The sequence below is a fragment of the Dehalobacter sp. genome (assembly GCF_030063005.1).
In the GTDB taxonomy this organism is placed as follows: Bacteria; Bacillota; Desulfitobacteriia; order Desulfitobacteriales; family Syntrophobotulaceae; genus Dehalobacter; species Dehalobacter restrictus.
The window spans coordinates 77,226-97,677 of the sequence record NZ_JAPDHR010000004.1 but is presented as its reverse complement, the minus strand read 5'-3'; the positions used below and the strand labels follow the sequence as shown (position 1 = coordinate 97,677).

Genomic DNA, 20,452 nt, shown 5'->3' with positions numbered 1-20,452 from the left:
CGAAGCTAGTACCTAGTCAATCCTAAAATTATATAGATATAGGGTTGACATGGTACCGGCCTGTGTAAAATAAAACATATCAACGAAAAGACAATAATATATTAAAATGAAAAAATTGCATTCTGCATTTCGTTTAGATTTCTGTGAACCTGCAAATAATGATTTTGTTTAACGATAGCTGGGAGTGTGCAAATTGTCAAAGAAAAAAAACAAACTAATCAGTTATTCCAATATGATTGCCACTGTTGGGACAGCCATACTTGCTGTGACGGCATTGATCACCGTCTATATCACCGTATCTGCCTGGAATGAGGAGAGAGAAGCCAACCGTCCGTACTTTACGTTCAAGGATTCTCCCGAAGTGGTATTGAGAGAATCACCTGAATTTGAGATGGTTTTTACCAATGTCGGCGAGCATCCGGCTGTTAGTCTTTGGAGCAAGTCTATAGTTTTTCAGGCCGGCTTAAAGGAAAAACCGGTCACAATTGACGAATATGCGCTCGTCAATGATATTCCCAAAAATGCTTCGGCCACCTTACTGATTAGTCTCGAAGGCATCAACAAACAAAAGACATTAAAAGATGTGCTTCCGTATTTTTTCGTAATTGTTTTGAGATATGAAGACCCGATCATCAATGAAAGCTTTGAACAAACGCTGTATATCAAATGGAATGGTATGAAAGGCGGGGAAATCCTCACAACCAACCATGCGGAAGAAGCCGAGAAGGAACAGATTATTCAGTATTTCAAGCAAAACAAAATTAATTTGTAAAAAGTACAAATGCAAATTATTTGGATGCGAAGTCATCTTAAAATCTGATAGTTGTTTTTAGAATAAAAGTGTATGATAACGGTATAGCCATTAAATGGTTCAAACCAAGAAACTACGCGATGATGTATAAGGGGAAAACAAAATGGAAGATCTCATTTCCAGAGCAAGGGGAGCAATGCTCGGGGTGGCAGCTGGGGATGCGCTTGGGGCAACCCTTGAATTTATGAACCGCGAAGAAATTGTTCATACCTATGGCCGACACCGGGATATGACCGGCGGGGGATTCTGGAAATTGGCACCCGGAGAAATTACCGATGATACAGAAATGACCCTTGCGGCGGCCAACGGGATTCTTGAAGACCCTGCAGACCCGGTAAAGCACGTCGCCCGTCATTTTCGGGAATGGTCCCGGCAAGAGCCCAAATGCATCGGAAATATCTGCCGGATGGTTCTGCAGGAAGGAATCCGGACAGAAGCGGATAACGAACAGGAATGGCTGCAAATCGCTGAGAATGCCCATCGACTCAGCGGCGGGAGAAGCGGCGGCAATGGTTCGCTGATGAGAACGGTCCCGGTGGTCATTGCCTATCACAATAACCTGGCGAAAATGACGGATCTGGCGGCAAGATTATCGGCTCTGACCCATTATGATCCACTGGCTGGAGCATGTGTGGTTTTTTACTGTAAAATTGTCAGGGAATTGCTTTTAGGCGGAGAACTCCGCATCGTGCTGGAAAAGGCCCAGGCGGATGCTCCGTTTGCCCTGCAAATGAACTTAAGTGCTGATCAAATGAAAACAAGCGGTTACGTTGTCCATACATTGGAAACTGCTTTAAACTGTGTCTTTCAGACCAATTCTCTGGAAGAAGCGCTGGTGATGGCCGTAAACCTCGGAGGAGACGCGGATACGATCGGCGCAGTAACCGGCGGGATGGCCGGAGCCTGCTATGGCATAGAGAACATACCTTCCAGGTGGCTGGAGAAGCTCTCGCGAAGAGATGAACTCTTAGCGCTGACGGACAGGCTGCTTGCTATTGACAGGGGGCCGAAAATAGGTATTTGAAATTTTTTAGAAATCTACTATACTAAGATAATATAAGTGTTTTCGTAGGGGGTTACTGCTATTAATACATCAAATACATCAAATTCTTCTTATTCATCATCCAATTTTATTCAAAATATTATCCGGGAAGATTTAAAGCTGAATAAAAACAACGGCAGGGTACATACACGTTTTCCTCCTGAACCTAACGGCTATCTTCATATCGGACACGCCAAATCCATCTGTTTGAATTTTGGCACCGCGCTGGAATTTAACGGATGCTGCAATCTTAGGTTTGACGACACCAACCCGAGCAAAGAGGAAACTGAGTTTGTCGAGTCGATTCAGGAAGATGTCCAATGGCTGGGGTTTTCCTGGCAGGACAGGATGTACTATGCTTCCGATTACTTTGAAAAGCTATACGCGTTTGCCGTAGAGCTGATTGAAAAAGGCAAGGCTTTTGTCTGTGATTTGTCGGCAGAGGAAATACGGGAATACCGTGGGACGCTGACCCAGCCTGGAACGAACAGCCCTTACCGGGGCCGTTCCGCCGAAGAAAGTCTTGACTTGTTCCAAAGAATGAGAGCCGGAGAATTCCCGAACGGCACGAAAGTGCTCAGAGCAAAAATTGATATGAGTTCTCCGAATTTAAATATGCGCGATCCAGTGATTTACCGCATCATGCATGCGTCGCATCATCGGACCGGAGACACCTGGTGTATTTACCCGATGTATGACTTTGCTCATCCTTTATCGGATGCGCTTGAACATATTACCCATTCGATCTGCACGATGGAGTTTGAAGACCACCGGCCGCTCTATGACTGGCTGACAGAACAGCTGATTGAAGAGGACAGGCCCCGGCAATATGAGTTTGCACGTCTGGATCTGACGAATACAGTCATGAGCAAAAGAAAGCTTCGTCAGCTGGTTGAAGGCGGCTATGTTCAGGGATGGGATGATCCCCGGATGCCGACGATCTCCGGTTTAAGGCGCAGAGGCTATACGCCGGAAGCGATCAGAGATTTCTGCGATCGTATCGGGGTAGCTAAAGCCAACAGCATTGTCGATGTTGCTTTACTGGAACATTGCCTGCGTGAAGATCTGAATTCCAAAGCCAAGAGGGTCATGGCTGTTTTGGATCCAATCAAGGTTGTCCTGATCAATTATCCGGAAGACCAGGATGAATTCCTGGAAGCAGAGAACAGTCCGGAGCATCCGGAGGCAGGAATCAGATTGATCCCGTTTTCGCGAACCATTTATATTGAACGCGAGGACTTTATGGAGGAGCCGCCCAAAAAATTCTTCCGTCTTTCCCCCGGTAATGAAGTCCGGCTAAAACATGCCTATATTATTCAATGTGAAAGAGTCCTGAAAGATGAAGATGGCCAGATTATAGAAATCCATTGTACGTATGATCCGGACACCAAAAGCGGCGGATCGGCAAGCTCGAGAAAAGTAAAAGGGACGCTTCACTGGGTTTCGGCGGCTCATGCCGAAGATGCCGAGATACGTTTGTATGATTATCTGATCAGGGATGATCAGTATACGGAGGATGATTCTGCAGAGAGCGACGACTTCCTTGCCAGAATTAATCCGGACTCCCTGCAGATTCTAAAAAGATGCAAAATTGAACCGGGTTTGAAAGAAGCTGATCCCGGCAGCAAATATCAATTTTTGAGACAGGGTTATTTCTGTGCGGACTTGAAAGACCATTCCAGTGATCATCCGGTCTTTAACCAGATCGTCGGACTGCGGGACAGCTGGGCAAAGATGAATAAATAATCTTGGAAATAATCTTGGAAACATGGTGAGAATTTTTTGTTTTTATGAAAGTAAAGAAGCATTCCGATTAAGGAATGCTTCTTATACGTTGCTTCTAAAAGTGAACAAAGAGAAGTTAGATTCTCTGTCCGTTTTTCAACTGCTGCTCAGCAAATTGTATCATGCGTTTGGTCATATTACCGCCGACAGTTCCGTTTTCACGGGAAGTGCGGTCTGCACCCAGCGTAACGTTCATTTCATTAGCGATCTCGTATTTCAGTTGATCCAATCCTTTTCCTACGCCCTGGACGGCAGGCGTGTTTGAATTTCTTTCACCAGCCATGTCATTTTCCTCCTTAAAATATAAGTTTTTTTTTGTTTGGGAGTCGTTCTTATTATTTGTGAATTTGATTTTCTTAACCCCGGTAATTGTTTGCTTATATTTTAGGAAGTAACATATCTGGAAAAGCTCATTATATAATTTTTTTATATTTATGTCTTTTAGACGGCTTTTTCTCCCGATTCTCCTGTTCTGATCCGTACGGCATTCAGCACATCATAGACGAAGATTTTTCCGTCACCGATTTCTCCCGTTCTGGCAGTCTCGGTAATGATTTCGATAACTTTATCCACGGATTCGTCCGGGACAATAATTTCGATTTTGTATTTGGGCAATAGATTGATGGTATAGGCATTTCCACGGTATACTTCTGTTTTTCCCTGCTGCAGTCCACAGCCGATTACGTTGGTGACCGTCATTCCTTTGATACCAAATTTTCCGAGGGCTTCTTTCACATTTTCCAATTTGGCTGGACGAATAATACACTCAATTTTTTTCATTTTATCCACCTCTTTGATCAATTATTTTCGATAAACAGTATTTGCAAAAAAAATAGTCCCCGGGATTAAATCCCGAGGACATCGTTGTCCGTGTTTACTATTTATCTGAATCTATCGTAGCAGAATGCCGGCATAATGCAAGAAATTTAACCAAAGAATTTTGTATTCATTGCCGATCGGCCAATTAAAGTCCGGCGTTTCAAGGATTATGCACATTTTTGGAGAATTAATGGGTGATACTTATCCGATACAGGAGTTGACGATATGCCGGAAAATGAACGAATCACAGCTATTAGCGGACTTGTTGCCGAAAGGAACGAAGAAATCATCGATCTGAGGAGGACCTTTCATCGCTATCCTGAATTATCTTTTCAGGAGTATCATACAGCAGATATGATCTTCGACAGATTGCATGAAGTTCCGGGCATTGAGGTGTCGAGACCGACAGAGACCAGTGTTCTGGCTGCCATTAAAGGAAGTATGCCGGGAAAAATGGTAGCGCTCAGGAGTGATATTGACGCGCTGCCGATCCAGGAAGAAAACGATCTGCCTTACCGGTCCCAAAATATTGGAACCATGCATGCCTGCGGTCATGACGGACATGCGGCCATGCTGGTCGGGGCTGCAAAAGTTCTTGCGGAACTAAGATCCGACATGAAAGGAGAAATCCGCTGCATCTTTCAGCATGCTGAAGAAAAACATCCCGGCGGAGCCAAAGATCTTGTCAAACTTGGTCTCCTGAACGGGGTCGATGCGATTCTTGCTCTTCATCTCTTTACGTCTTTGCCTGCTGGCAAGATCGGCTTAGCCTCGGGCCCTTTAATGGCTGCCCCGGATAACTTTACAATATCGATATGGGGTAAAGGAGGTCATGCCGCGATGCCGGAGGATACCATCGACCCGATATTAATCAGTGCACAGATCGTTACCGCTCTGCAAAATATCGTATCCCGTCAGACCAGCGCTCTGAAATCCGTAGTCTTGTCTATTACAAATATTCAAGGGGGCTCGGCCTTTAATATCATACCTGAGCGGGTAGACCTGAAAGGAACCGTCAGGACATTTGACAGGGACACCCGTTTGGAAGTTCCAAAACGAATGGAAAATATCATTAAAGGAATCTGTATTGCTTATGGCGCAAAATACACCTTCGATTACGAGCTCGGTTATGATCCTGTTGTTAACAGCAGTTCCGTTGTCGGCAAAGTAACGGAAATACTAAAAGAAGAATTCGGAGCAAAAGCATTGGTTAAAGCCAATCCGGTGATGTGGGGCGAAGACTTTTCCGCTTATCTTCATCGCTTACCCGGAATGCTGATATTCATCGGGGCTGGGAATAAGAAGAAAGGAATCAGCCATCCGCACCATCATCCGTGCTTTAATATTGATGAAGAGGCGCTTAGCATAGGAACCCGGGTTCTGGCATGCTCTGCGCTCGGACTGCTGGAAAGGATGTAACGGCGATGGAAATATCTAAAAAGATGCTGGGTTTGAATATCCTGTTATCGCAGGTGATCCTGATTGTTATTGCCCTGGGCCTCTGGGTCATACTGAAATCATTGGACAGAGAAATCGTGCTGGCGGAAATGTTTAAAATGGATAGCTTAAGTAAAGCCATCATTACATTGGCCGTCGGCTCCGCCGTACTGATTGCGCTTCAATTTTTCTTCTTGAAATATCTGCCGAAGGAAAGCCTGTTTGATGAGATTAACCTTATCCTGATGGACAAATTCTCACTGAAAGAGCTATTTCCAATATTTTTCCTCGGTGCTTTCAGTGAGGAATTCCTGTTCAGAGGCATGATTCAGCCAATTTTAGGGTTATGGTTGACGGCTGTTGTCTTTACGCTGATTCACTACAGATATTGGCGCCAGGTGTTTATCCTTGTGGAGGTCTTCTTGATGGGAACCTTTCTCGGAGTTGCCTATGCCGTTTCTTTGACACTCTGGGTTCCCGTGTTATGTCATTTCATCGTCAACATGACAACAGCTTATTGGATGAAAAAGGGCACTTTTGAATTGATTTAAAAGACCAAAAACGTTTGCTATAATTGAATTGGGTTAAAGCATCATGACAAGATAGGAACAGGAATAGAAGGAGAACAAATGGCAACCGATTTGTGGAATTTGTTTATCGCTTTTTTTCGGGCGAGCAACTTGTCCTTTGGCGGCGGGCCGGCGATGATTCCGTTGATTCAGGCAGAGACCGTTGATAATTATCACTGGCTGACCAATGCTCAGTTTGCCGATACCATTGCCTTGGCAAATGCGCTTCCCGGGCCGCTTGGAACCAAAGTAGCGGCCTATCTCGGCTATCAGGTTGCTTCCTGGCCGGGAGCGATCGTCGCCTTACTGGCAACGATCCTGCCCACGGTGCTTATATTGATTGTCTTAGGCGGTATCTTAAAAAAATATGCGAATTCCAGTAATCTAAAGGCCGCACTGACAGGTGTGAGACCCATTGTTACTGCTTTGCTGATCATCGTAGCTTATGAGATGGCTGTTGATGCTTTTCAAATCCAGGTACCCCTGGATTACGCCACCGTGCTGATCGCGGTCGGGTCCGCGGCAGCCCTGTATTTTTTAAAACTGCATCCGGTATTGCTGATTGTCCTTTCCATGGTCATCGGTTACCTGATCTTTTGATTTGCCCGGTTTCAACATTTCAAATTCAGATTTTGGGAGTATGACATGAAAGTGCTTTGGGAATTATTTATTGCTTTTTTCAGAGCCAGTAACTTTAGTTTCGGCGGCGGGCCAGCCATGATTCCGATTATCCAGAATGAAACGGTGCAAAAATATCAATGGCTTACCAATGAAGATTTTACAAACGTTGTGGCCATATCCAATTCTATGCCGGCACCGATCGCGACGAAACTGGCCGGAATGATCGGACATAGAGTCAAGGGTTGGAGCGGGGCGCTGGCTGCAATCATTGGCGCTGTTCTGCCAACGGCGCTGATCATGATATTTTTGGGTCACCTGCTGATTAACTATGCTGACTCACCTGCACTGCAGGCTATGCTGAAAGGGGTCAGACCTGTCGTTGTGGTGCTTTTGGCTCAATCGGCACTGCAGATGGGTCAGAGTGCCTTTAAGGATAAAGCGACCTGGGTCCTGGGGATCGCAGCTTTTGCCATGATGCTGATTTGGCCCGGACTGAATCCGGCATTTCTGGTTGTCATTTCCATGATTCTGGGGATATTCATTTTTAAGAAAAAGTTTGAATCAGAAAATATTTCTAAATAAGGAAAATACGAATCAGAAAAACACGGATATTTCCGTCTATACTGTTGCCCGGGTAGAATTCAATGTTTCGGTTTAAGGGGGTGGGTCTGGGTATGAATCAAACCGAGGTATCATTTGATGAAATCTATGAGGAACTATTCCCGTCTGTTTACAGGTTTGTCTGTCTGAGGATTCCTTCATCAGAAATTGAAGATGTTACTTCCGAAGTCATGGCTAAGGTCTGGAGATCACTGGCCGGCTTTGAAGGAAGAAGCTCTTTGAAAAGCTGGGCGTTAAAAATTGCTTCGAATTATATTGCGGATTTTTACCGGGGCAGGAAACAGTTTAATATGATTCCGATTACAGAAGAGATCCAGGATGCAGATAACAGCAGGGATTATGGGGAGGACCTGGGTACTGTCCTTTCAGTAAGCAATACCCTTTCCCAGTTGACAGAACATCAAATAGCTGTGATTCAATTACGGCTGATCGATGGATTCAGCGCATCCGAAACGGCGACAATTCTCGGTACCACGCAACAGGCGGTGGATAGCCTGCTCTACCGGGCCAAAAAAAGTTTCCGGACAGCCTATCAGGCGGAAGTGGCTGGAGGTGAATGCTAATGTCTGAAGATAAAATAAAAGCCATGTGGGAAGAAGATGGTGATCTCATGCGTCTTAAGAAATTTTTCGGTTATGTCTATCAGGACGATGGTCTTAAGGAGCGGATCAAAGATAAAACCCGAGGAAAAATTTTGGATTCTGTTAAAAATCAGCCGCTGGAAAACATGACGTTCGTGGCTGCTGAAACAAGCACGGGAATCAACAATGAAACCAATAAGGAAGCCAGCACCGAAAAGAGTACTCCGGTTCAGCAAGCAGCTTTAAAGGCGAACAGATTTGGAACGTTGGTAGCCCGGATAAGAAACAAACTTCTCTATGGCAATAAAAAAGCGTTTGTGTTGATCGGCTGTGCCGCTGTTATCGTTCTGGCCGTTGGTCTTGGCGTGAATGGAATCCTGATGGATGATGGTTGGCATGAACAGGTTAATTGGCAGCAAGCATCTTCAGTGAATGCCGCAAAGGACATGGTTGACGAACCTGCAGCGAGCCCTGATGCTGGTGTTGCGGCTGAATCTGGAGGAGGAGTAGCTGACTCCCGTAACACGCTTTCTCCCTCGTTTGCAGGATCTGCTGCTCAGAAAAAAAGTTCGGAGAATTCGGTTCCGGGTGGATCTGCAGCCTACGATTTTTCCCGGCAGAAAATCATCTATTCGCTCGATGTTTTCCTGAAGGCAGATGATGTCGCCGCTGCGGCAAAGGCTATCGAGGAGAAAACCAAGGCCCTTGGCGGATATATCGCCGAATCAACCCGCAGTAATTATGACAACAGTGTGATGGCTTTTCTCTCCTTAAGAATACCGGCCAAACAATTCCAAACGTTTCAAGACAGTATTCCCCAGTTCGGCACCATCGTCAATCAACACCAGTATACCGAAGATGTATCGACAGCTTATTTTGATACCGAAACTCGTTTGAGATCTTGGGAGGCTCAGGAACAACGGTACTTGGAAATTCTCGAAAAAGCGAATTCCGTCGAGGACATTCTGAAAATTGAAAATTCCCTGGTTACAGTCCGTCAAGAGATCGAAAGCCTGAAAGGGCAGCTCAAATACTATGACAACCGGGTGGAATACTCAACGGTTACCATCAATATTGAGCAAGCCCAGAGTGACTTGACGGTTAAGGATCCCTGGCAGCCGATATCGCTGAAGAATACCTTGATTGCCGTAAAGAATGCTTTGATCAAGACTGTAAGCTTCCTCTGGAATGCGCTCAACTATGTGTTGGTCTTCATCGGCTATGCGCTGCCGGTATTGGTGATCCTGCTGCTGATCTGGCTGGTCTATCGGATCATTAAAAAACGCAGGATGCTTTCGGAGAAAAGCTTTAGACGAAAGGAAGATGAAGAATAAAGCCTTTATCAGAATGCAGTGGTTATACCTGAATCATTGTGCCACTCATTAAATACCATCGGTAATATAGATATTCATTAGTTCCTATTTCCCATAAGCATCAATTATGAGTTGCCATAACATATATTTAAACCAAACGATCGATGAAAAAGCTAGGATGTTGTTGTACGACGCTGCATCCTAGCTTTTTATTGTTTTTATAAATGTCTTTTAAAAAGCGGAGAAGTTCCTGTAATTAGAAAAATAATCGCTAATTAGTAGCTACTAAGAGATATTACGTATTACAGAGATATAATGCGAGTGACTTGAGTTTATTCTATAGACTTGATGTGAAAAAGTATGGAAAGGGGGTGTTAAAATGTTGAATGTGGTTCTCATTTTTGTTGTCGGAATGCTTTTTTTAGCAGGTATTTTAGCCCTGAGACCTTACGCAAACAAGGCGGACAAAAAGAAAACTGTGCTTAATTGGTCTCTGTATTTGGTATGGTTTATGATTACTTGTATCGGATTATCTTTCATTGTGCTGAATGCTCAGATTGGTCATGTCAAAGCTACCAGTACCGGAATCTTTCTCTTCTTCGGATTATCTGTCGTCATCGGAATAGTATTAGCAAGATTAGTGGGATTGATAGGTCTAGGTAAAAAACAGAAAAGTTCTAATTTGACGAGTTAAGAGGTGAAAAGTAATGTCAAAATCTTTGGAACAAGAAGAAAAACAGCAGAGACAAAAATTTCAGATGAACCGGCGTAAATTTCTAAAAGCAGGGGCTGCTTCTGCACTGGCAGCAGGGATTGTTGGCGCAATCGGAGTTTTGCCGTCAGAAGCTATGGCAAGCCAGACAGGTCCCAAAAACGGAGCCAAATCCAAGCTGCATCCCAATGCAAATTATGGTGGTGCCAGTGTCCGATTTGTTGAGAATAACGACCAATGGCTCGGAACTTCAAAGATCGTCGGTCCTATTAAAAACACCCATGCAGCAGACGCAGGATTCAATTATGCTATTCGTGGTAAACTAACCCCCGAAGCTCAAAAAGAATCCTTCCACTATCACTTTGTTGGTAAACATCCTCTTAATGCTGCTCTTATGGGATTCGTCGGTGTTATCGGTCCAGACGCACTGTGCGGCGGGAAACCGGCTCCTGAAAAGCTGCCGATTCCAGATCCTGCACAAATGTCCCAACACATTAAGGATTGCGCGTATTTTTTGCGGGCTGACGAAGTTGGAATCGGCAAGATGCCCGCTTATGCTTATTATAGTTACAGGTCCCCTTCGCAGGATAATTTGTTTAAGAATGGGGATGATTTGTCTAAATCAATTCCGGTCACGGAGAGGATGCCTTATGTCATTACGTTTATGGTTGACCAGCATTTGGAAACGATGTTGGGTTCGACCGGATATGATGGTATCAGTGCCGGTCAATCCTTCCGTTCATATCATGCCTCCGGTGTTATTGCTGTCATCTTAGCGAGTTATATTCGTAACCTGGGTTATAATGCCAGAGCAAATCATATTTCCAACTATGAAGCAGTCATGGGTCCCTGCCTGATAGCGTCGGGATTGGGTGAACTATCCAGAACAGGAGACTGCGTAGCTCATCCCCGGCTGGGATTCCGCCATAAGTGTGCAGCTGTAACCACGGATTTGCCGCTCGTTCCCGATAATCCCATTGATTTTGGCTTACAGGATTTTTGTCGGGTGTGTAAAAAATGTGCTGATAACTGTCCAGGGGGCGCTATTACATTTGATGATGAGCCAGCCGAGCATAATGGATACTTGCGATGGAACACTGACTCTCTAAAATGCACAATATTCCGCTCAACGAACAAAGAAGGATCTTCCTGCGGCAGGTGTATGAAGGTATGCCCCTGGGACTCTAAAGAGCAGTCCTGGTTTCACGAGGCAGGCACTTGGATTGGTAGCCATGGAGAAGCTTCTTCCAGTCTGTTGAAAACAATCGATGATATGTTCGGTTACGGTACGGAACAAATTGAGAAATACAAATGGTGGCTGGAATGGCCTGAGAGGTATTAGCCGCCAAGCAATAATCAGTTCAGTTTTCTCATTAGGTATATCTTTAAGCGGCCGAGGTCTTATCTTGCCGCTTAAAGATATACGAAAACAGATGTTTATTACTTGCAATTGGTCTTAGATTATGTTTTCCTGTCTTTAGTCTTTATCAGAAATATTGCAGAGATTCAGTCGTCATTTGAAAAGAATCTTACTTCTTTTTTCTAATGACTTTTTTGGTTTCAGCAAATAGCTACGCACAACCTATTGTAATGTTATATTAACCCATTGATAATATCCGCTTCGAGAAATTTCTATAATTCGGCATAACTTCTTAACAGCATATTTGAAGCGGTATTTGAAAATAATCAGTATTAAGCCTAATAGTTTATATTTTCTTTTAAAAGGTGGGGATAACTTTGGAGAACGGGAAAATACCAGATTGTATAATAAAGATGCCTATTATTCCAACATTTGATCCCATTGAAGAGCTAAACATGTATACTTCTCTTGGAAGCCTGCATACATTTGCAAGGGGAAGCAAGATCGTTTCGCCCGGCATACCTTTTAGTAATGTTATTTTCTTGATTTCAGGACAACTTGATGTGAGTATGGTATCGCGGAATGGTGAGGAGAAGTATCTGCTTGAAGTTTTTAAGAACGGCATAGCGGTGGCTTTTAACCAAAATGATGATCATGAATTCCAAATTACTGCAGTAAAAGATTGCACTGTCTGTTTTTTTCCTTTGGACATGATGGTTGCAATATTATCGCAGAATACTCGTTTGTTAAAAAATTTTATCTTGAATCTTATACAAAAAACGCAATACTTTATGTATCAATCAAGGGACTTCTATCAAAGCCGTCCTTCTGCTAGGGTATTCTCTTTTCTATATAACCTCTGTCTGACAAAAGGAAATCGGGTGAATGACTATTATGAGTTAGCGGTTGAGAATGTGTCACAAAAGACGATTGCCAAAATAACAGGAACCCATCCTGTGACCGTTTGTAAATTATTTACTTATCTTAGTAAAGAAGGCATTATAAAAAAGAATAGAAAAGTCATTAAGGTTTACGATCTCAATAAATTATGTAACCTTATTGCAAATGAGGAATTAACCTATTAAATCAACCTGATCATTAAAAATGCGGCAGGGGTAATGTAAAATATCAAGGGATCTGTCCCTTGATATTTTATAAGTGCGCCCGGCATGGGCAACAACTCGGCGGTGAGAGTCCGCTGCACGCTTGGTAGTAGGAAGTGCTAGCCGAACGGCAAGGGTGTCCATCGTGAGGTGGAATCTAAAGGAAGCCGTAAGCAAAGTCCTGAACCGACGAACAGAAACCGCATATAAGGCTGAATCAGGGTGGACGAGTTTGCTTAATAAAACAAAGTCCAATACTACCCGAACCCTGTACAGTAAATGCGGCGGTTACATGGGATGAAGGTTGTTGTTCTTACCCGGGGAGATCTCATACCACGCTCCCGACAAGAGGGACGCATTCGACGACCCACAGGAGCAAACCGCGCAGTGATGTGTAGCTGAGGCATGAGAAGTCAGCAGAAGCTATAGTACCGCGGAAACGCGGGAAGGGCTGAACAGTAGTAGTCTTTTGAAGAAGGAAGAAGGTGGACGATGTGAAGAAGGCAGAATACGAGGGAAACCTTGGCTGCCGCCCGGAAGATAGGGTGGAACCCGAAGACAACGGCGGAGCGCGGAGCATCGTTGAACGAGAAACCAAGGAAAAAGACGGTGCAGTCGACCTAATGAAAAGACTTCTGGACAGAGAAAACCTGAACAGGGCTTTCAAAAGGGTTAAGTCAAACGGTGGAGCAGCAGGAGTCGACGGAATGACCGTGGATGAAATGCTGCCCTGGCTCAGGAAACACAGAGAGGAGTTGCTACAGAGTTTAGGAAACGGGATGTACAGGCCTCAACCGGTTAGGAGAGTAGAGATACCCAAACCGGATGGAGGAGTACGAAAACTTGGTGTGCCAACGGTCATTGATCGGATGGTGCAACAGGCATTGGTGCAGATATTGCAACCAATCTTTGAACCGCTGTTTTCGGAGGCAAGCTACGGCTATCGACCGGGGCGCAGCGCACAGCAAGCCATGAAGGAAGCGAAAGAGTACTACGAACAGGGATATACCCGCGCAGCGGATATCGATCTGTCAAAATACTTCGATACGATGAATCATGAACTGCTGATGAATATAATACGCAAAGAAGTAAAAGATAAGCGGATTATAGACCTCATCAAGAAGTTTCTGAAAAGCGGAGTCATGGAGAATGGAGTGAAAAGCAAGACGGAGGAAGGCAGCCCACAGGGAGGCCCGTTATCTCCGTTACTTTCGAATATCTACCTCAATGAATTCGACAAGGAAATGGAAAGACGGGGGCACAAGCATTTGCGATACGCGGATGACATTGCTGTCTACACCAAGAGCCGCAGAGCAGCAGAACGTGTATTAGAAAGCTGTAAGCAGTACCTTGAGAAGAAACTAAAGCTGAAAGTGAACTCGGAAAAGAGTAAAGCGGGATCACCGCTGAAGCTTAAGTTCCTTGGCTTTGCCTTGTACAGGACGGGCAAAGGTACGGGAATACGGGTGCATGAAAAGTCAATGAAGAAATTCAAGGAAAAGCTCAAAGGCATCACAAAACGGAATCGCGGAAGGGCCATTCAACAGATTCTGAAGGAACTGAAGCTATATACAACGGGGTGGCTTAATTATTACGCTATTGCCGGTATGAAGAGCAGAATTCAGGAACTGAACAGGTGGCTGAAACGACGGATACGGATGTATATCTGGAAGCAGTGGAAGAAACCAAAAACCCGAATCGGGAACTTGATAGCACTCGGCATGTCGGTTTACTGGGCACACAAGAATGGGTACACTGGCAAAGGCTACTGGAGAGTAGCCGGGAGCGGGATACTTAATCATACGTTGACTGACAAATACCTCGAATCCCTCGGCTATGATGACATAGCCAAGAAATACGAGGTACTGCACTTAAACTATTGAACCGCCGTACGCGGAACCGCACATACGGTGGTGTGAGAGGCCGGGGGCGAGACGCCCCCTCCTACTCGATTGATGATATGCTTTAATAAAACTTTTTATATCTTTTGATTTGTGTAAAATTTTATCTCCCTAACTCGCTTTTTCGGGTATTGTATTCTTCCAGATCGATTTCCCCTTTGGCATATCGTTCGCGCAAGATGGCCATAGCGTGGTCTTCCGGTTTACCGGAGGTGTTCTGTCTGTCCAGATAATTTCTAATCAGCCTGACTGCAAGAAAAATAATTCCCAGCCAGAAAAGCAATTGGATGATCATGACTGCAAATCCCATCCAGGAATAATTGCCTCCCATCATCCAGTCTCCACCTGGTCCATACCAGCCTCGCATCATTTTTAGTTACCTCCTTTTATATTCTCTTGGATTTTCTAGGCCATTAAAAAAGTAAATCCTAGTTTTGAAAACTATTTTTTTGATTAAACCATTGTCATCAATATCTTGTACCATTTGTACCTGATTTATGATGGTTGCAAATCTGAGGGAAGGAAATCAAATCAATGAAATAGGTAATGAATATGCTGCAGGTTTTTGGCAAGTATAGTGACAGAATGAAAGCCTTGCAGTTTGATCCTAGGAATATTTGTGAAGAAAGTACTGCATGAACGATGGCAGGAAAAAATAATTTTTCGCGTGTAAAGGGGATTTCTAAAAATTAGCGAAACAATATGTTTAAAACTAAACCATGCCAGTGGATGAACAGAGAAAAATGATCGAGAAAATGACCGAGAAAAACTAAGATGATAGGAAGATGAGAATGAGCCAGCAGAAATCGCAGAAATCATGGTTTGCTGTTGTGAATCCCCGGTCAGCAAATGGAAAAACGCAGGGACTTTGGCCAGGGTATTACCAGCAGCTTCAGCAGGCGGGAATACAGGTCGATTATGCGCTGACCTCCCGCTCCGGGGGAGGAACAGAAATAACACGTATGGCTCTGGACGAAGGGTATCGGAGGATGATTGCGGTCGGAGGAGACGGAACTGTCAATGAGGTGCTTAATGGTCTTATTGAGAATGACCGGCTTGTCGCGGACGATATCGAACTGGCTGTTTTTGAACAGGGAACAGGCGGGGATTTTGTAAGGACAATAAAAACAGGCAAAGAAAAAGGTCTGAACGCCTTGATCAGGATGCTGAAGGAGCCCAATATTATTCTTTCTGATCTTGGCCGAGTCGACTTTCTGAATTTTGAAGGGGAAGAACGGACACGTTATTTTCTGAATGCATCCAATGTCGGAGTCGGCGCGGAAGCGGTCCACAGGACCAATTGCCGGAGTAAAGCGATGGGTAGCAAGCTCTCTTATCTGACCAGTACTTTAGAAGCCGTTCTATCGTACAAGAGCGTCTGTGTTTCTCTGAAAATGGACCAGGATACATTCTGGGAAGGGAATATCTGGGGGCTTATGGTCTGCAACGGTCAATATATTGGCGGCGGAATGCGTATTGCGCCTGATGCCCGCCTGGATGATGGTTTGTTCGATCTGGTTGTGATAAAAGAAATGAAGCTGTCCAGACTCTTTTCACGCTTTCCGCTGCTTTATAAAGGGCAACATATCCATCTTCCTGAAGTCCAAGTGTTCCGCTGTAAGGAAATTGAACTGCATATGCCGGATTCCATACTTTTTGAAACCGACGGGGAGATCCCGGGGGTATGTCCGAAGGCATACCGGGTAATCCCTAAGTGCTTGAAACTATGGGTATAAGTTTCCGTTAACGTTAAAACCATACGGATGAATACGCATATAGATGAAGATTCTGCAAGGTCAGCTGAAGACAAATATATGTCTGACCAATATTGACCTTTAAAAGGATTTTGCATATAATACAATTAATGGGTAAGGAAAGCAGTTTTGAGGTGGTGAGGACAGTGGATTTTAAAGATTATTATCAAATCTTAGGCGTTTCTCCGGATGCAGACAATAAGGCCATCAAAAAAGCATACCAGGCACTGGCCAAAAAGTATCATCCTGATTTAAACCAGGGTGATAAAGCCTCAGAAGAGAAATTTAAGGAAATTAATGAAGCCTATCAGGCGATATCCGATCCTGCCAAAAGAAAAAAATATGATGATTTAAGGGCAAACTACCAGCAATGGCAGTCGCACGGCGGCAGAGGGAATTCTTTTGACTGGTCGGCCTGGCAGGAATCACCGGGGAGCAACCGCTATACCCGTACAATGACGCCGGAAGAGTTCGCGGAAACATTTGGGGACAGAGGTTTTGGCTCTAGTGCCGGCAGGGGTATGGGGGGATTTTCTGATTTCTTTTCCTCTATCTTTGGCATGGGAGCAGACTATGCTGATGAGTCCGATGATTATTATTCGAATAGGATCAGAAGACCGCAGGCCGGCAGGGACATTGAAGGTGAAATCAGTATTACGCTTGAAGAAGCCTATCATGGAACCAAACGGATGATTGAAGTCGGCGGCCGGAGAATTGAAGCCACTGTTCCGAAAGGTATTAAGAATAACAATAAAATTAGGCTCAGCGGACAGGGACAAGCAGGAGCGAAAGACGGAAACAAAGGAGACCTTCTGTTAACGGTAAAAATCGTTCCACATCCTGTCTATACCCGGGACGGAGATGATTTGTCCGCCAACATCGAAATCGATTTCTTCAAGGCTGTACTTGGCGGAGAAGCCCGAGTCAAAACATTAGGCGAAGAAATATCCATCAAGATTCCTCCGCGCACCCAAACCGGAAAAAGTTTCCGTCTGAGAGGGAAAGGAATGCCTATTCTCAATAAATCCGGCCATTTTGGCGATTTTTACGCAAAGATTACGCTTGTCCTGCCCGAAGAGATGTCTGAGAAAGAAATTAGTATGCTTCAGGAATTAAGCCAGGAAAGAAACAGCTGATTACTCCAGAGTTAGGTCTGCATGCCGCAATTACCGGCGTCAAGCGGAGCATGGAGTGCGCAGCGCGGCTGTTTGACAGCCACGGATGGACTAATGTTGCGATGCCATGGATGGCAAGGAGCGACTCGCCATGGAGGGCGCAACCTGCCGAAAACGGCTATATATTCCGTTGACCTACCACAAATACCGGTATGTTAACTCAAAGGAGTGATACGCATGGCTTTTGATACCAACCGTTTTACCCAAAAATCCCAGGAGGCAATCATCGCTGCGCAAAACAACGCAGAAAGTAACCATAACAGTCAGGTGGAACCCGAACATCTGCTACTAGCCTTATTGGAACAAAATGAAGGCGTTGTGCCTCAAATCCTGAATAAATTAAATATTTCGCTAGCTAGCGTCAGCGAGAAGACCAAATCCAGCATCGCAAGACTGCCCAGAATGATGGGAGCGGCTTCTCAGTTGAGCATTTCTCCGAGAATGAGAACCGTTTTGGTTAACGCTCATGATCAAATGGAGCCGTTTGGAGATGATTATGTCAGCACGGAACATCTTTTACTGGCCGTTGCTGATCAGGCCGGCGGAGATGCCGGAAAGATCCTGAAAGAAGCCGGAGTTACCCGGGAAGCCCTGTTGAAAGTTCTAAAGGAAATCCGCGGATCTCAGCGGGTTACCGGTCAAAATCCGGAAGGAACCTATGCTGCCCTGGAACAGTACGGCCGAAATCTCGTGACACTGGCCAGAAGAGGAAAACTAGACCCAGTTATCGGCAGGGATGAGGAAATCCGCAGAGTACTGCAGATTCTGTCCCGCCGGACGAAAAACAACCCGGTTTTGATTGGCGAACCAGGCGTAGGAAAGACGGCTATTGTCGAAGGGCTGGCCCAGCGAATCGTGCGCGGTGATGTTCCTGAAGCGATTAAGAATAAAGAAGTAATCTCCCTTGATATGGGCGCACTGATTGCCGGGGCCAAATACCGCGGGGAGTTTGAAGAGCGGCTGAAGGCTGTTTTAAAGGAAGTTGAAAGCCGCGAAAATATTATTTTGTTTATTGATGAACTGCACACCGTCGTCGGGGCAGGAGCTGCCGAAGGCGCAATGGATGCCGGCAATATGCTGAAACCGATGCTGGCCCGCGGGGAGCTCAGGATGGTTGGGGCAACGACCTTGAACGAATACCGCAAGCACATCGAAAAAGATGCGGCGCTGGAAAGACGTTTTCAGACGGTGATCGTTGCACCGCCGACAGTCGAGGATACGATCTCGATCCTGAGGGGCTTGAAAGAACGTTATGAGACGCATCATGGCGTCAGGATTACCGACAGTGCGATCATCGCAGCGAGTATCCTTTCCGACCGCTATATCAGTGAACGGTTCCTGCCGGACAAGGCGATCGACCTGATTGATGAGGCAGCAGCCAGGCTGCGGATGGAAATCACCAGTGAGCCGCAGGAACTCGACGATATCAAACGCAGAGTCATGCAGCTCGAGATTGAAAGGGAAGCTCTGAAAAAAGAAAAAGACAAAGCGAGTCAGGAAAGACTGGCCAATATTGAAAAGGAACTTGGGGACCTGAAGGAAAAAAGAAGTGCCCTAGAGGCCCAGCTTCAGGAAGAACGCGAAAAATTGGGCAATATTCACAAGCTGAAGGAAGATATTGACCGGACGAGGGTGGAGATTGAAAATGCCCAGCAAAAATACGACTACAATAAGGCTGCCGAACTTCAGTACGGCGTACTGCCAAAGCTTGAGAAAGAGCTGGCCGAACTTGAACAGCTCGTATCGGGCCGGGAGAATACGCTGCTGAAGCAGGAAGTCTCAGAAAGCGATATTGCTGAGATCGTTGCCAAATGGACGCATATCCCAGTCTCCAAGCTTCTGGAAAGTGAAGCCGAAAAACTGATTACGATGGAGGAAAACCTGCATCAACGGGTCATCGGTCAGGACAAAGCTGTCCAAGCGGTAGCTGATGCGGTCCGGAGAGCTCGTACCGGTTTGCAGGACCCTAACCGTCCACTGGGTTCATTCCTGTTCCTCGGCCCTACCGGAGTAGGGAAGACAGAGCTGGCCAAAGCCCTGGCAGAATTTCTGTTTGATAATGAACAAGCCCTGATCCGGATTGACATGTCGGAATATATGGAGAAGCATTCCGTGGCCCGGCTGATTGGGGCCCCTCCCGGCTATGTCGGCTATGATGAAGGCGGACAGCTGACGGAAGCAGTCCGCAGAAAACCGTACGCCGTCATTTTACTTGACGAGGTTGAAAAAGCGCATGGTGATGTCTTTAATGTTCTGCTGCAGCTGCTTGATGACGGCAGACTCACAGACGGCCAGGGCAGGATTGTCAATTTCAAGAATACGGTTGTGATCCTAACCAGCAATATTGCCGGACAGGAGATCCGGGAAATGAATGAAAACCACAGCAGTCGGGAATTGATTCGTAAAACCATTGAAGCCGAGTTAAGCCGGTATTTCCGGCCGGAATTTATCAACAGGCTTGATGAGACGATCATCTTTGATCCGTTAAAGAAAGAAGATCTTGTCCGGATTGTGGAAATTCAGCTTGACCTGCTACGGAAACGGCTGAAAGAAAGAGGACTTACCCTGACTTTATCCGATAAGGCTTTGTACATGCTCACCGAGGAAGGTTATGATCCCGTATTCGGGGCCAGACCGCTGAAGAGAGTGATTCAGCAGCGAATCCAGAATCCGCTGGCTAAACAGATTCTGCAGGGCGAATTTCCAGAAGGCACCAAAATCCTCGTGGATTATGACCAGGACTATCAGTTTAAGAAGATTTAACAAAAAAACGATCGAACGAGTCTGAAACATTAATATAAAAAAACAACATGGGTTTTATCTGTTAAACCCATGTTGTTTTTATTAT

At 45.2% G+C, this 20,452-nt stretch carries 19 protein-coding genes; 16 read left to right on the top strand and 3 right to left on the bottom strand.

What is annotated here, in order from left to right; all coding sequences use genetic code 11:
* The first annotated feature begins 184 nt into the window (after window positions 1–184).
* The 3 genes from OKX56_RS01830 (at window position 185) to OKX56_RS01820 (ending at window position 3,599) form a co-directional block, all read left to right on the top strand.
* The gene (locus tag OKX56_RS01830; protein WP_242837061.1) at window positions 185–772 is read left to right on the top strand and encodes a DUF8453 domain-containing protein; all 588 of its coding nucleotides are present in this window, start codon (window positions 185–187) and stop codon (window positions 770–772) included.
* 142 nt (window positions 773–914) lie between these two features.
* Window positions 915–1,835, top strand: coding sequence for an ADP-ribosylglycohydrolase family protein (locus OKX56_RS01825; protein WP_287895417.1), 921 nt, complete (start codon window positions 915–917; stop codon window positions 1,833–1,835).
* 60 nt (window positions 1,836–1,895) lie between these two features.
* Window positions 1,896–3,599 carry a glutamine--tRNA ligase/YqeY domain fusion protein gene (locus OKX56_RS01820; RefSeq protein WP_287895430.1) on the top strand — a complete coding sequence of 568 codons (1,704 nt, stop codon included), beginning with the start codon at window positions 1,896–1,898 and terminating at the stop codon, window positions 3,597–3,599.
* 115 nt (window positions 3,600–3,714) lie between these two features.
* Here OKX56_RS01820 and OKX56_RS01815 read toward each other — a convergent pair whose 3' ends face one another.
* Window positions 3,715–3,921 (bottom strand): alpha/beta-type small acid-soluble spore protein, encoded by a 207-nt coding sequence (locus tag OKX56_RS01815; protein WP_019225516.1) that lies wholly within the window; start codon window positions 3,919–3,921, stop codon window positions 3,715–3,717.
* 158 nt (window positions 3,922–4,079) lie between these two features.
* Window positions 4,080–4,418 carry a P-II family nitrogen regulator gene (locus tag OKX56_RS01810; RefSeq protein WP_025205581.1) on the bottom strand — a complete coding sequence of 113 codons (339 nt, stop codon included), beginning with the start codon at window positions 4,416–4,418 and terminating at the stop codon, window positions 4,080–4,082.
* Between the two features lie 264 nt (window positions 4,419–4,682).
* Here OKX56_RS01810 and OKX56_RS01805 point away from each other — a divergent pair, with 264 nt between their 5' ends.
* The 10 genes from OKX56_RS01805 (at window position 4,683) to ltrA (ending at window position 14,657) form a co-directional block, all read left to right on the top strand.
* Window positions 4,683–5,876, top strand: a complete 1,194-nt coding sequence (locus OKX56_RS01805; RefSeq protein ID WP_287895416.1) for an amidohydrolase — start codon at window positions 4,683–4,685, stop codon at window positions 5,874–5,876.
* A gap of 5 nt (window positions 5,877–5,881) precedes the next feature.
* Window positions 5,882–6,445: a CPBP family intramembrane glutamic endopeptidase gene (locus OKX56_RS01800; RefSeq protein WP_025205591.1), complete on the top strand. Its 564-nt coding sequence runs from the start codon at window positions 5,882–5,884 to the stop codon at window positions 6,443–6,445.
* Between the two features lie 78 nt (window positions 6,446–6,523).
* Window positions 6,524–7,063, top strand: a complete 540-nt coding sequence (locus OKX56_RS01795) for a chromate transporter (RefSeq protein ID WP_287895414.1) — start codon at window positions 6,524–6,526, stop codon at window positions 7,061–7,063.
* A 45-nt stretch (window positions 7,064–7,108) separates the two neighbouring features.
* Entirely contained in the window at window positions 7,109–7,666 is a 558-nt protein-coding gene (locus tag OKX56_RS01790; RefSeq protein ID WP_287895413.1) for a chromate transporter, read from the top strand.
* A gap of 92 nt (window positions 7,667–7,758) precedes the next feature.
* Window positions 7,759–8,268 carry an RNA polymerase sigma factor gene (locus OKX56_RS01785; RefSeq protein ID WP_287895412.1) on the top strand — a complete coding sequence of 170 codons (510 nt, stop codon included), beginning with the start codon at window positions 7,759–7,761 and terminating at the stop codon, window positions 8,266–8,268.
* Window positions 8,268–9,620, top strand: a complete 1,353-nt coding sequence (locus OKX56_RS01780; RefSeq protein WP_287895410.1) for a DUF4349 domain-containing protein — start codon at window positions 8,268–8,270, stop codon at window positions 9,618–9,620. Before OKX56_RS01785 ends, OKX56_RS01780 begins: the two co-directional genes overlap by 1 nt.
* Before the next feature lie 358 nt (window positions 9,621–9,978).
* Window positions 9,979–10,293: a hypothetical protein gene (locus OKX56_RS01775; RefSeq protein ID WP_015042616.1), complete on the top strand. Its 315-nt coding sequence runs from the start codon at window positions 9,979–9,981 to the stop codon at window positions 10,291–10,293.
* A 13-nt stretch (window positions 10,294–10,306) separates the two neighbouring features.
* Window positions 10,307–11,653: a reductive dehalogenase gene (locus OKX56_RS01770; RefSeq protein WP_015042617.1), complete on the top strand. Its 1,347-nt coding sequence runs from the start codon at window positions 10,307–10,309 to the stop codon at window positions 11,651–11,653.
* 395 nt (window positions 11,654–12,048) lie between these two features.
* Window positions 12,049–12,756: a Crp/Fnr family transcriptional regulator gene (locus tag OKX56_RS01765; protein ID WP_015042618.1), complete on the top strand. Its 708-nt coding sequence runs from the start codon at window positions 12,049–12,051 to the stop codon at window positions 12,754–12,756.
* A gap of 512 nt (window positions 12,757–13,268) precedes the next feature.
* Window positions 13,269–14,657, top strand: a complete 1,389-nt coding sequence (ltrA, locus tag OKX56_RS01760) for a group II intron reverse transcriptase/maturase (protein WP_021315531.1) — start codon at window positions 13,269–13,271, stop codon at window positions 14,655–14,657.
* Window positions 14,658–14,778: 121 nt separating this feature from the next.
* On the opposite strand, the gene OKX56_RS01755 is transcribed toward ltrA, so the two are convergent.
* Complete coding sequence (locus OKX56_RS01755; protein ID WP_015042620.1) at window positions 14,779–15,045, bottom strand: SHOCT domain-containing protein; 267 nt, start codon at window positions 15,043–15,045, stop codon at window positions 14,779–14,781.
* A 421-nt stretch (window positions 15,046–15,466) separates the two neighbouring features.
* Between OKX56_RS01755 and OKX56_RS01750 the strand changes: the two genes are divergently transcribed.
* From OKX56_RS01750 to clpB, 3 genes are all read left to right on the top strand, one after another.
* Complete coding sequence (locus OKX56_RS01750) at window positions 15,467–16,411, top strand: diacylglycerol/lipid kinase family protein (RefSeq protein WP_015042621.1); 945 nt, start codon at window positions 15,467–15,469, stop codon at window positions 16,409–16,411.
* Window positions 16,412–16,575: 164 nt separating this feature from the next.
* Window positions 16,576–17,565: a DnaJ C-terminal domain-containing protein gene (locus OKX56_RS01745; protein WP_015042622.1), complete on the top strand. Its 990-nt coding sequence runs from the start codon at window positions 16,576–16,578 to the stop codon at window positions 17,563–17,565.
* A gap of 216 nt (window positions 17,566–17,781) precedes the next feature.
* A complete protein-coding gene (gene clpB, locus OKX56_RS01740; RefSeq protein WP_015042623.1) occupies window positions 17,782–20,367 on the top strand; it encodes an ATP-dependent chaperone ClpB in 2,586 nt (861 codons plus the stop codon).
* Window positions 20,368–20,452: the final 85 nt, after the last annotated feature.